This window comes from Flavobacterium collinsii, from assembly GCF_902804485.1.
Taxonomy (GTDB): domain Bacteria; phylum Bacteroidota; class Bacteroidia; order Flavobacteriales; family Flavobacteriaceae; genus Flavobacterium; species Flavobacterium collinsii.
Map to the genome: position 1 here is coordinate 35,792 of NZ_CADCST010000078.1, position 12,793 is coordinate 48,584.

General features: G+C 34.8%; 9 protein-coding genes. All 9 read right to left on the minus strand.

Features of this window, described 5'->3' with window-relative positions; all coding sequences use genetic code 11:
- Nucleotides 1-56: 56 nt before the first annotated feature.
- Complete coding sequence (dtd, locus tag FLA105534_RS09750; RefSeq protein ID WP_173965938.1) at nucleotides 57-509, minus strand: D-aminoacyl-tRNA deacylase; 453 nt, start codon at nucleotides 507-509, stop codon at nucleotides 57-59.
- A 139-nt stretch (nucleotides 510-648) separates the two neighbouring features.
- The gene (gene rsgA, locus FLA105534_RS09755) at nucleotides 649-1,626 is read right to left on the minus strand and encodes a ribosome small subunit-dependent GTPase A (protein WP_173965939.1); all 978 of its coding nucleotides are present in this window, start codon (nucleotides 1,624-1,626) and stop codon (nucleotides 649-651) included.
- 137 nt (nucleotides 1,627-1,763) lie between these two features.
- Nucleotides 1,764-5,060, minus strand: coding sequence for a VIT domain-containing protein (locus FLA105534_RS09760; protein ID WP_173965940.1), 3,297 nt, complete (start codon nucleotides 5,058-5,060; stop codon nucleotides 1,764-1,766).
- A gap of 220 nt (nucleotides 5,061-5,280) precedes the next feature.
- Nucleotides 5,281-6,363: a bifunctional 3-deoxy-7-phosphoheptulonate synthase/chorismate mutase type II gene (locus FLA105534_RS09765; protein WP_173965941.1), complete on the minus strand. Its 1,083-nt coding sequence runs from the start codon at nucleotides 6,361-6,363 to the stop codon at nucleotides 5,281-5,283.
- Between the two features lie 13 nt (nucleotides 6,364-6,376).
- Nucleotides 6,377-7,234 carry a prephenate dehydrogenase gene (locus FLA105534_RS09770; RefSeq protein WP_173965942.1) on the minus strand — a complete coding sequence of 286 codons (858 nt, stop codon included), beginning with the start codon at nucleotides 7,232-7,234 and terminating at the stop codon, nucleotides 6,377-6,379.
- 106 nt (nucleotides 7,235-7,340) lie between these two features.
- Entirely contained in the window at nucleotides 7,341-8,486 is a 1,146-nt protein-coding gene (locus FLA105534_RS09775) for a pyridoxal phosphate-dependent aminotransferase (RefSeq protein WP_173965943.1), read from the minus strand.
- A gap of 141 nt (nucleotides 8,487-8,627) precedes the next feature.
- Nucleotides 8,628-9,455: a prephenate dehydratase gene (locus FLA105534_RS09780; RefSeq protein WP_173965944.1), complete on the minus strand. Its 828-nt coding sequence runs from the start codon at nucleotides 9,453-9,455 to the stop codon at nucleotides 8,628-8,630.
- A gap of 561 nt (nucleotides 9,456-10,016) precedes the next feature.
- Nucleotides 10,017-11,183, minus strand: coding sequence for a DUF1501 domain-containing protein (locus FLA105534_RS09785; RefSeq protein WP_173965945.1), 1,167 nt, complete (start codon nucleotides 11,181-11,183; stop codon nucleotides 10,017-10,019).
- Nucleotides 11,184-11,195: 12 nt separating this feature from the next.
- Entirely contained in the window at nucleotides 11,196-12,593 is a 1,398-nt protein-coding gene (locus FLA105534_RS09790) for a DUF1800 domain-containing protein (protein ID WP_173965946.1), read from the minus strand.
- Nucleotides 12,594-12,793: the final 200 nt, after the last annotated feature.

The following is a 12,793-nucleotide window of genomic DNA, read 5'->3' on the forward strand; positions in this document are numbered from 1 at the left end:
AATTTCGCCAAATATATATTATTTTTAGAAATCCTTGACATTCGTCTAATTTTTTTTTAATCTCTGTTTTTACTGTCTATTAAAATAGTTACCGGTCCATCATTCAAGAGATTAACTTTCATATCGGCACCAAAAACTCCTGCTTGTATTTTTTTATTAAATTCCTTTTCTAAAGACTTTAGAAAATTCTCATACATTGGGATAGCAAATTCCGGTTTTGCAGCTTTTATATACGAAGGACGGTTTCCTTTTTTAGTTGAAGCGTGAAGCGTAAACTGGCTTACTACAATAATATCTCCATCGATATCCTGAACCGAGCAATTCATTACATCATTTTCGTCTCCAAAAATTCTCATTTTAATGATTTTCCCCACCAGCCAATCAATGTCCTCCTGATTGTCTGCGTCTTCAATTCCGAGCAGAATTAATAAACCTTTTTGAATGTCAGCCACTTTTTGATGATCGATTGTCACTGACGCCTGGGAAACTCTTTGAATTACTACTTTCATTATAATAGAAGATATTTTGGTTTTGCCACAGATTATACGAATTAAAAAGATTTTAAACTCTAACGTTAGAGGCACTCCAGTACATCTTTGCAATCAAACTCTGTCGATAATTTTTGATTTGGAATTTGGGATTTATTTTTTATTTCCTCAATTCATCACTTGCTTTTCGATCCTCGTCATAAGAATCGGTACGATAGTTTTCATCATCTCCTTCGAGAATCTTCAAATAACTATTGTAACGTGACCAAGCGATCTCATCTCGTTCTAAAGCAGCTTTGATCGCACAATGTGGTTCTTCTTTGTGCAAACAGTTGTTAAATTTACATTGATCCTTTAATCTGAAAAACTCAGGGAAATAACCACTGATTTCAGAAGGCTCCATGTCAACAATTCCAAAACCTTTAATTCCCGGTGTGTCGATAATTTTTGCATTGAAAGACAAATCATACATTTCGGCAAAAGTGGTGGTATGCTGCCCTTGTTTACTGGCCTCCGAAATGGTTTTGGTTTTAAGATGTAAAGAAGGCTCCATTGCATTTACCAAAGTCGATTTTCCCACACCGGAATGTCCGGAAAACATACTTACTTTACCGATCATCATTTCTTTTAACTCTTCAACACCTTTCATTTCTGTCGAAGAAACACGAAGACATTTATAACCTATTTGCTGATAGACATATTGCATATACAATTGATCTTCAAGTGTAGCTTCATCAAAAGTATCGATTTTATTAAAAACCAAAATAGTTTCGATATTATACGCCTCGGCAGTAACCAGAAAACGGTCAATAAAGTTAAAGGTAGTAGGCGGATTATTAATCGTAATCAATAAAAACACACGATCGATGTTAGATGCAATAATATGCATTTGATGCGATAGGTTAACCGATTTACGAACGATGTAATTCTTTCTTTCGTGAATATTAAAAATCGTTCCGGTTACAGCATCTGAAGTTTCCTCCAGTTCATAATCGACAATATCGCCTACAGCAATAGGATTAGTACTTTTAATACCTTTCATCCTAAACTTCCCTTTCATACGGCATTCTATAAAATCGCCATTTTCTGATTTTACAGTGTACCAACTTCCTGTAGATTTATATACGAGTCCTGTCATTCTTTAATTTTAGATTGCTGATTTTAGATTTTAGATTATTCTTTGAACTAAAAAATAAAAGGCAAAATTACGTTTTTAGAATTGAACAACGCAACTTCGCCTTTTAAAATTAAAGACTTACTCTTAATTTGAAAGATTTACCAGATAATTTCGGCTAAAATTTCATTTTCTTTGATTTTCCCTAACTGAATCGTTTTTAAAGTTTTTGTAATTTTCCCAGCTCTTGTAGTATATATTTCTACCATAACAGTTGCAGGACCACTTTCAGTTAATTCTCTTTCGCCAAAATAATTGGTTTTTATTTGATATTTTCCTTTAATGGCGTTTCGAATTAAATATTGTTCAGGTCCGTAACCTTGCGTGAAATCTTTAGAGAATCTTGCGCCGGCTTGTGTTTCTTTATGTGCATAATAACATTCTTCACCATTTGGCTCAATAATATGCAAATCAAGATCGACATCCATCTGATTCCAGTTCATAATTATTCTGATATCAACCGGCATTTTGTCAAGATATTTTTTATCGAGTTTGCCCGTTTTCAAACCTTTGTGTTCAATTGTCAAACGGTTAATATCCATTAAAATAATATCTTCTACGCCTTCATATTGTCCGCTCATTTCTCCGTAATAATTCACCTCCAAGGCTTTAATCAATTGATCAAAAGCTTCCTGATACATTCCTGCATCTTCAAGAGCCAAAGCATAATCTCTTAAACTTTGTGGTTCGTGCGCTCTCCATTTTGCAATTTGTCTTGCGGTAAATAATGCATCTTCATAATCCTGCCATTGGCGTAAAGTATAGGTAAGTGTTTTATAAAGCTGATGATTTTCTAAACCTAAATCGGCAATAGTACTAATGATTTGTAATGCTTTTGTAACATCACCCTGATTGTAGAAAAAATGTGCTACATCAAAATAAAAACTTGGATTTCTTTCCTGCCCGTTCCTAAGTTCAAAATACAATTCGTATTGTTTTTCTTTTGGTGCCGATGCCAAAGCTTTTAAATACAAACGATCCGGATTCCAGGTTTTAGGTTCACTTTCTATTCTGTTTAATTCACCATCCTCATCGTCGTCCTCGCTATCTGAATCTTTTTTAGAATCGAAATTAACCTCACTTTCGCTACCTACAGCCTTATCACTACTTATTGATGGGGAGATTTGAACTCCAACCACTTTACCAGCAAGAGCCTCCTGAATATCATTACTTTTAGAAATACTTTCAGCCGCTACTGATTGTGAAGAATAAGAAACAGATCTTTTTTGTGTTGTCGCATATCCTGTAACCACTACTGACTCTAATTGTGGTGAAGGTCCTCGAAATTGTACGCTAATCACATTGTTTGTTCCTATATTTAGTTGAACATTATCATAATCTATATAAGAAACAATCAATTCAGCATTTTCTGATGCTCTAATTAAAAACTTACCATCAAAATCTACAGTCGTTACTTCTCTTTCTCCCTCTACCTGAATATTAGCTCCAGGCAATGGCATACCATGTGCATCTAAAACAATTCCCGAAACAAATCCAGCTCTGATATTGTCAACCCTACTCAAAATCACATTTGACGAATTATTATATGAGCTTTGAGGATTTTTAACTTTTGGCTTTGGCAACGGTTTTGGAACGGAATATTTTACATCTTTTTTCCACCAATTATTTAAACCTTCAAAATAGCTTTCAATACTTTCCCAATTATTTTTTTGCTGCGCCAAAGTATTAGCATTTTCCTGTTTTTTAATTCGGTCAAATTCGGCACGCAATTCTGTTGGCGGAATAATATCATAAGAAATATAATCACGAATATCTTCCAGAACAATCAACGAAGTATTCTTTGTAATGATTCCGTATTTCTTGCCCAGAAGCTCGATTTCATCTGCATTTTTGTCATATTGAAAATCAAGATTGGCAATTTTTTTCTGTGCCCAAAGTTTCTCAATATTTACTTCTTTTGTATTTTGAATACTGCCATCTAAAATTATTTTTCGTTCTAAAACAGCTTCGTTATTATAACCAAACAACAACGTAATTTCATTTTTTGGTTTTAAGGAAATCCCTGAAAAACTAAAACTTCCGGAGGCCGAAGTTCCCGGCATCGGAAACAAATCAGTCACTGTATAATTCTCTTTTATTCCTAAAAACTTCAAATTTGTATTCACCAATTTATCTAAAGCATTTTCCTGATTAACCTGATTTAAATTGATAAAACTACCGCCTGTTTGCATCGCCGAATAATTTAGGAAAGAAAAATCAGCAGAAACAGATGATGTAATCGTATAAATTGGCTTTTTAGTTTTTGGCAAAACATTGTCGCTTAAAGATGATAATCCATCCGAAAAAAGCAAAAACTCATCATGAGGCAAAAGATTTATTTTAGAAAATCTTGTTCCTCCATCGTACTTGGCATTTTCTAATACGGTTTTTAACTCAGACCAATTTCCGCTTGTAATGGTATATTCTTTTTGTTTTTCGAAAGTATAATTCAAAAAGTATAAGGTTACTTTTGTATTTTTTATTTTCTGAAAATAAGCATCAAGCAAAGCCATTTCCTTTTTTAAGTCTCTCGTTTTACAACTCAACGAATTATCCCAAATTAAACCAATCGAAGCAGGATTTTTCTTTGCTCTTTTATTGCCTTCTATAAAAGTATTTCCGTAAAAATAATGCTGACCGCTAACATCCTGCATCAACACACTTGGAATGTTCTGCTGAATTGGAATTTTAAAAACTAATTTCTCAGTAGGCTGATAATTTTCTTTTTTGATAGAAGTCTGAAAAGATTGATTCCATTTTGAAAAAGCAATTTCATCACCTGAATTTTCTGCCACAATTGGAGCAGCTTCAGTTCCTAAAATCGAAACATTCATCTCAAACTGATCCAGTTTTTTAGGATAACGACTTACTAATTGGTACACCAAATTATTTTTATCGAATGCCGAAAGTTCTTCTTCGTAACCTATTATAACAGTTCGCTCTCCGTTTGGCATCAACGGATAAATTCTGGTTCTAAAGTTATTCCCATCTACTTTCTCCAGTAGTCCCGGATCAACACGACGGTGTTCGATAGCTTCAAAAACCTGTTTGCCTTTATTTTTATTTACCGGAACAGCTTCACGCATTTTTCCGTTGATATCAATAGCATATCTGGAAACGGAGACATTCTCTGGTAACGGAAAAATAAGTTCTGCTTCCATCTGACGGGTTCCTGAATTAAAAAAATGCATTTCGGCAGTAGTGTAAGCAATATTACCCACCACTTTTACATTAACAATTAATTTATTCATTCTCACTTTTTCAGCTTCATCGCCTTTCACCGTTAGTTCGGGACTTTGCGCAAAAGATTTTGCTCCTAAAAACAACAAGAAATAAAACAATACATTCAAATTAATTTGGAGAATATTCGGTACAGACAAAAACAATTTTGACTTCATGATACGAAAATTTAGGTTTATACTTTTATAGAGAACAAAAAACATCAAAAGGTTGGGAAGGTACTATTTATTTCAAAAAAAAATCTCCAAAGCCCGAAAGCAAAGGAGATTTAATGTAAAAAAAACAATCTATTTTTAAAATGATGACATAAGACAGTCATAGAGCAGAGTTAAAAAAAACTCCAATTAACTTATATCCCTTATATGTTTTTAGAAAAAACTATGCATTGAATACTTTTTCCTGATGACCAATACTTTCCTGGTGGATTGCCTTAAACATTCTCAAAACAAACTCTTCTGTAAGTCCTTTTTTCTCACCTTCCAAAATCATTTTTCCAAGGATTTCATTCCAACGGTTGTTTTGAAGAATTGCAACGTTTGCATCTTTCTTCACCTGTCCAATTTCATCCGCTACTTTCATACGTTTTCCTAGCAACTCTAATAAGTTAGCATCTAAAACGTCGATATTCGCTCTTAATTTTTTCATTTTTTGGTTGTACTCATCTGTAGTATCATCCGTTTTTCTGATTGTCAAATCTTTAATGATCTGTTTCAATGCATCTGGAGTTACTTGTTGAGCAGCATCAGACCATGCGTTGTCCGGATCGTAGTGCGTTTCGATAATCATACCATCGTAATTCAAATCTAAAGCCTCTTGAGTTACTTCAAAAATCATGTTACGATTTCCTGTAATATGAGACGGGTCGATGATTAATGGCAGATCAGGGAATTTATTTTGCAATTCGATAGCAATTTGCCATTCCGGAATATTTCTGTATTTTGTTTTTTCGTAAGTCGAAAATCCTCTGTGAATCACTCCTAACTTCTCAATTCCGGCCATGTGTAAACGCTCAACACCACCTAACCATAAAGCTAAATCAGGGTTTACAGGATTTTTAACCAAGACGATTTTATCAGTCCCTTTCAAAGTATCAGCAATTTCCTGAACTGCAAAAGGGTTTGCAGTTGTACGGGCACCAACCCATAAAACGTCTATATCATGTTCTAAGGCCAATTTACAATGTGCTGCAGTTGCAACCTCAGTACCCATCAACAAACCGGTTTCTTTCTTTGCTTTTTGCAACCATTTCAAACCAATTTCTCCAACACCTTCAAATCCTCCCGGACGCGTTCTTGGTTTCCAGATTCCTGCTCTGAATACACTAACTTTTGAATCTTTCAATTCGTGTGCAATCTTCAATACCTGATCTTCTGTTTCTGCACTGCATGGTCCTGCAATTACAAGTGGGTGATTTAAATTGAAATCTTCTAACCACTTTCTCATTTCTTTTTTATTTTCCATCTCTATTATAGTTTTATTTTTTAATTGTTAATCCGTTTAGTATCTCTTTAATTTTATTGGTGCTTTCCATTTCTTCAAAAATGGCACTGTAATCTTCTTCTTTCAGCAAATCCCTAAACCGACTGAGATTTGAAATGTATTCTTCTAATGTTTCCAGAACATATTCTTTGTTTTGCTTAAAAATTGGCGTCCACATTGCAGGCGAGCTTTTAGCTAAACGAACGGTACTTTCAAATCCGCTTCCAGCCATATCAAAAATATCCTGTTCGTCTTTTTCTTTATTCATTACCGTTTTTCCTAGCATGAATGAGCTAATGTGTGACAAATGCGAAACGTAAGCAATATGTTTGTCGTGTGAAATTGGATCCATATAACGTATCCTCATTCCTATTTCGGCAAAAAGCTTTAACGCCTTTTCCTGCAATTTAAAAGTAGTTTTTTCCACTTCGCAAATAATGTTTGTTTTTCCTTTAAACAAACCTTTAATCGCCGCTGAAGGTCCTGAGAACTCTGTTCCGGCAATTGGATGCGTGGCAATAAAATTCCTCCTTTTCGGGTGACTTGCTACTGCATCACAGATTGGTTTTTTGGTCGACCCCACTTCAAAAACGATTGTTCTGTCGCCCACCAAATCCAGTACTTTAGGCAAAACCGCAAGTGCGACATCTACAGGAACCGAGACAATTACAAAATCAGCTCCCCCCAAATCTTCAAAATGCCCTTCCTGATCAATAACCCCCAAATCAATGGCTTCCTGTAAGTGTTTTTCGTTACTGTCAATTCCAAAAATGGTCGAATCAGGATGTTGATCCTTGATGTCCAGCACCATTGAACCTCCTATTAATCCTATTCCTATTACGTATACTTTCATATTTTTTTTATTCCAAAATTCTAAATCCCAATTAAAAATGCTCCGACTTCGCTCAGCCCGACAATCTGGATAAAAATCTTGATTCTTGATTCTAAAATCTTAATACTTAAAATCGCTCTATTGCTTCTTGTACTTTTTCCTCTTTCACACACAATGAGAATCTGATATAACCTTCACCGTTGCTTCCAAAAATGGTTCCCGGCGTGATGAAAATATGTTTCTCATATAATATCTCGTCAATGAACTTTTCTGATGATTCAATTCCTTCCGGAAGTTTTGCCCAAACAAAAAGTCCAACCCCCTCTTTATACACTTTGCAACCTAATTTTTCGGCTAACTTTTCCGTTAGTTCTCTACGGCGTCTGTAAATTTTGTTTTGATCTTCAAACCATGATTTATCACAATTCAAAGCTGCTACTGCACCCTTTTGAATTCCGTAGAACATACCGCTATCCATGTTACTTTTTACTTTTAGAATTGCATCAATAATTTCAGGATTTCCTAAAACCATCCCCACTCTCCAGCCTGCCATGTTAAACGTTTTACTTAATGAATTCAATTCTAAAGCCACTTCTTTTGCACCGTCAATTTGCAATAAACTCATTGGGTTATCATTCAAAACAAAACTATACGGATTATCGTTAACTAATAATATCTTGTGTTTTTTAGCAAAAGCAACCAATTTTTCAAATAACGCCAGACTTCCCCTTGCTCCTGTTGGCATGTGCGGGTAGCCCAACCACATAATTTTTACTTTCTCCAGCTCTAATTTTTCTAAAGCTTCAAAATCCGGCTCCCACGCATTTGCTTCTGTCAAATCATAATAAACCGGAACTGCCCCAACCAAATTGGTTACCGAAGTATAAGTTGGGTAACCCGGATTCGGAATTAAAACATGATCGCCTTCATTTAAAAACGCCAACGAGATATGCATTATTCCTTCTTTCGAACCCATCAAAGGTAAAATTTCATTATTCGGATTCAACGCAACACCAAACTGGTTCTGATAAAAATCAGCCATTCCTTTTCTCAATTCCGGCAATCCCTGATAACTCTGATAGCCATGTCCGTTTTCATCCTGAATTGCTGCGGCTACCGCTTCAATTACTGCTTTTGACGGACTCAAATCAGGGCTTCCGATTCCCATATTGATAATAGGTTTTCCTTCAGATTGCAGTTGACGAACTTCTCTTAATTTTGAGGAGAAGTAGTATTCTTCAACTGTATCTAATCGTTTTGCTGTTGTTATCATTTTTTTTTCTGCTTTAGGCTTTAAGCTATATGCTTTAGGCACTTTTTAAATTTTCTAATTTTAAGGCTTCGACTTCGCTAAGCCTGATAATCTAACTTTAAACCTTTGGAATTTGGAATTTCAGTATTGAAATTTCCTTTTTTAAGGCTTGGTATTTTTATATTCTCCTAATACTTTAAAAAATTCTGCCATAATGTTTAATAACGATTTGGCTTTTGCAAAATCTTCGTATTTCTCGAATGTTACGTCTACGAAAAACGAATATTTCCAGGGTGTTTCAATTTTTGGAAGCGATTGAATTTTTGTCAAATTCAATTTGCAGTCACTCATTACATTTAAGACTGCTGCCAAACTTCCTCTTTTGTGATCCAGTTCAAATTTGATCGATGCCCTGTTGATTTCATTTTCGGGCAGAAATGAATTCTGTTTTTTAATAATCACAAAACGGGTCATGTTGTTTTTGATCGTTTGAATTTCAGGAGCGATAATCTCTAAATTGTACATTTCAGAAGCCGTTTTACTGGCAATCGCTGCAATTCCTGTCAATTGTTTTTCCTGAATTCTTCTGGCAGTCTCAGCCGTATCTTTATCCTCAACCAACTTAATGTTTGGATATTGTTTCAGGAAATCCATACATTGTAACAAGGCCATCGGATGCGAATGAACCTCTTTTATATCTTCAATTTTCTGCCCTTTTAAAACCATTAAGTTTTGATGAATGTTCAAATAATGCTCTCCAATAATGTGAATATTATTCTTGTCAATCAAAGCATAATTCGGAATAATTGGCCCTGCAATCGAGTTTTCAATCGCCATTACTGCCTGATCCGATTTTCCTGAAAGCAGACTATCGATTAATTCTTCAAAAGATAAACATTCATCAATGTCCACATTTTCAGAGAAATACTCATTCACTACCTGATGATGAAAAGATCCTTTAATACCTTGTATTGCAATTTTCGTTGTCATATATTCAAAAAAAAATCCTGATTTGCATCAGGATTGTATATTAGTTTTATTTGTATTTTAATTTTCTCAAATAACCATAGCACAATCCTCACTTCTACTAAAGAAGAAATAAAAAGAGTTGCTAAAATAAAAACGGTTATTAGTCATTTTGTTTGTGTTTTTCAATAAATTCTTTGCGAATGTATAAATTATTTTTACTGTACCAAAAAAAATAATACATTTTATGAAACAAAAAAGGATTTCTTAACAAATTTATGATGTTTTGTACGATAATATAAAAATATCCGCTTAAAATGAGATATTTACAATTGCGTTTTTGAAAAACTCTAAGTTTTATTTGCCACGAATTCCCGAATTAGTGCAAGTCATTGTCATTTTACAATTCAATTTCCCGAATTAAATCAATGTTTTCGTTACTCCTAGCCATTCCGAGGAATGACAAACTAGACGAAAATATCGTTATGTAAATAATTAGCCTAGCCCCGATTGAAGTGGAAATCCTTTTGTGCCGGGGTTCGGCACAAAAGATTGTAACGAAAAGCGGGAATAGCTTCTAAAAAACTAAAACAATGCAGAAACCGGTGCATTCTTAATCCCAATTTTAGTATAATCAAAATTCATTTTTTGCTGTAGTAATGAAGCATAAACACTTCTGAAATCAATTTCATATTTTAAATCCCCATTATCCAAATTAGATAAATCGGGGTTCTTACCTAAAATTGTTCCTCGGTTGTTTCCGCCAATTATAAACATTGGCGCGGCAGTTCCATGATCTGTACCGTTTCCATTATCTTTTACACGTCTTCCAAATTCAGAAAACACCACAACTGTTACATTCTCTAGCAACTTTGACTGTTTCAAATCCTGATAAAAACTGTACAAAGCGTCGTTCAAATCCGCTAATTTCTTTTCATGTATAGCAAGTTGATTGTCATGCGTATCAAATCCGCCTAACGAAGTATAATACACTTTTGAATTTAAGTTTCCTTTGATCAGTCGACCAATCCATTCCAGGTTCTTAGACAATTCTGTCTTAGGATAACTAATTTCCGACTTGGATTTCGCCAATGCTTTCTGAATTTCATCAGATCCTTCTGTAACCGAATTGGCTATTTTTCGAACAAAATCCAATTGCGGATTATCAGACAAGGTTACATTTTCTTCTTTATCAGATTTCACTTTAAATCGATTTGGATCTTTTACCGTGATAGAATTGGGTTCATTTCCTTTCAATGCCAGATTATCTATCGAATCCAGATTTATTCCTGCGGTTGCCTGATGCCCGTCGCACTGCAAATCTAAATAACGTCCCAACCAGCCTTCATTAATGTATTTATTAGAATCTGTGGCCGTTTGCCAAATTTCCTGACTTCTAAAATGTGACCGAATAGGTTCGGGATATCCAACATTCTGAATTACGGTCAAATCACCATTTTGCTGCATTTGAGCAAAATCTTTTAAAGACGGATGAAAAGCCATTCCTTTATTTTTCCCAATGACAGCATCTTTATTCAAAGCTATTTTAGTACGTAAATCATAATACAATGGATTATCATACGGAATGAAAGTATTCAAACCGTCATTTCCTCCATTTAACTGAACAAACACAACACATTGCTCGCCGATTATCAGATTACCCTGCGAACCAAATGCATGTAAAAAATCAGGAAGCACCAGCATTCCGCCGGTAAGAGTTCCTGTAAGCGTTAGAAAATTTCTTCTGTTCATAATTACAGCTTTCTAAATTAATTGATATTCGGGTAGTTTGGCTATATAATTAAAGAGTCGGATTACAGCAAAATTGGCATGCTCCTCCTTTGGATCAAAATCGTATTTAAGTAAGTTCTCCATGTCTTTTTGCACCGAATCATTTACTTTAAACAATAATGTGTTTGACAGATCAGTGATGATCGTTTTGTTATTTCCGTTGGTATCAAAGTCAATTTTTACTTCAACTTTTTCAAATTCTGATTTTGGTTTTTCAGTTTCGGCAGTCATCGTATTCAGAACTTTTCGGGTAATACTTCTCCCGCTGCAAAGCAAATCGGCGGTATTGTTGCGCTGCAGGTAAATTTGAGAGGTCAGCCAGGAATTGCCCCCATCCCAACCTTTTACATTAACCTGGTTGTATAAATCCATTCCTTGCTGCTTCAGAAAGAACAGAATCATCCCATCGTCAAGATCATCGATATGCAACTCGTCCAGTAACTGCAAAATATAAACTAAAGGATCTTTGATTTTTGTTCCTGAATTTTCTTTCTTATACTCTTCGGTAAAGATCTTAGTCAATAAAGGCTGGATTTCAAATTTCACTTTTCTAAAATAATCCCCATAATAAGTCACCAGATCTTCGGGTGGATTGTCATACACAAACCATTCGAGGATTTTCCGGGTAATCAGGTACGGAATGTTTTTCTGTTCAAAAATAATATCGACCAAATCATCTGCTTTCCAGTTTCCGGTTTTACCAAAATAGGTTTTATCACTGTTATCTTCAGCAAACTTCCTGTAGGCAGCTCTGTTGTCTCCATAATTTAGCCCTGCCAAAGCTCTTGCTCCGTTTTTAATATCACTTTCGGTATAGTTTCCGATTCCGATGGTGAACAATTCCAATAATTCACGACTGAGGTTCTCGTTGTATTTCCCTTTTTTGTTATCGACATTATCAAGGTATTTCACCATTGCATTCGATTTTAGGATTTGCTTGGTGAGTTCTTTAAAGTTTCCAAAGGCATGTTCACGCAAAATCATATTGTGCTGGTAAATCCAGTAGTTGACTTTTACTTTCTGCGTGGTGGATACAAAATGATTGTGCCAGAAACAAACCATGTTTTCACGTAGCGGAAATTCATCATTACGCATTTTACCAATCCACCACTTTTTTAGTTCTACTGCCGAATAGATTTCTTTCTTTAGGACTTTCTTTTTTTCTTCTGAATCTGCGGTTTTAATCGATTCGCGAAGCTCTTTGAGTTCTAATAATGTCTTAGGATCATCCTCTAAAAAAGCGGGGAGCTGTGTGTCAAATTTGGATTCATAGGAATGTTTTAGAAATTTTTCTAATCCCATTTTTTCAATTGCATCGGATTCTTTTCCGGAAAAACCCAATCGTAACGACCAAAGATTGCTTTTTTTCATAATTCAGAAATTATTACAATAAGACTTGACTTTCTCTTAAAGGTTTAATGGAAGGTTCTGAGGTACTTAGATACTAAGGTGCTAAGTTTTAAAATCTTTGGTAATAATTAGAACGGGGAATTTTCCGGGATATTGTAATGACAAAGATTGTCAATTTTGATTGTAGAATGGATTAAAATCCATCGCTACAATATAATTTG

What these genes read in the sequence shown, in the direction of transcription:
- FLA105534_RS09785 (WP_173965945.1), bottom strand. Translation starts at nt 11,183, where the DNA reads ATGAACAGAAGAAATTTTCTAACGCTTACAGGAACTCTTACCGGCGGA.
- FLA105534_RS09765 (WP_173965941.1), bottom strand. Translation starts at nt 6,363, where the DNA reads ATGGAAAATAAAAAAGAAATGAGAAAGTGGTTAGAAGATTTCAATTTA.
- FLA105534_RS09790 (WP_173965946.1), bottom strand. Translation starts at nt 12,593, where the DNA reads ATGAAAAAAAGCAATCTTTGGTCGTTACGATTGGGTTTTTCCGGAAAA.
- dtd (WP_173965938.1), bottom strand. Translation starts at nt 509, where the DNA reads ATGAAAGTAGTAATTCAAAGAGTTTCCCAGGCGTCAGTGACAATCGAT.
- FLA105534_RS09770 (WP_173965942.1), bottom strand. Translation starts at nt 7,234, where the DNA reads ATGAAAGTATACGTAATAGGAATAGGATTAATAGGAGGTTCAATGGTG.
- FLA105534_RS09780 (WP_173965944.1), bottom strand. Translation starts at nt 9,455, where the DNA reads ATGACAACGAAAATTGCAATACAAGGTATTAAAGGATCTTTTCATCAT.
- rsgA (WP_173965939.1), bottom strand. Translation starts at nt 1,626, where the DNA reads ATGACAGGACTCGTATATAAATCTACAGGAAGTTGGTACACTGTAAAA.
- FLA105534_RS09775 (WP_173965943.1), bottom strand. Translation starts at nt 8,486, where the DNA reads ATGATAACAACAGCAAAACGATTAGATACAGTTGAAGAATACTACTTC.
- FLA105534_RS09760 (WP_173965940.1), bottom strand. Translation starts at nt 5,060, where the DNA reads ATGAAGTCAAAATTGTTTTTGTCTGTACCGAATATTCTCCAAATTAAT.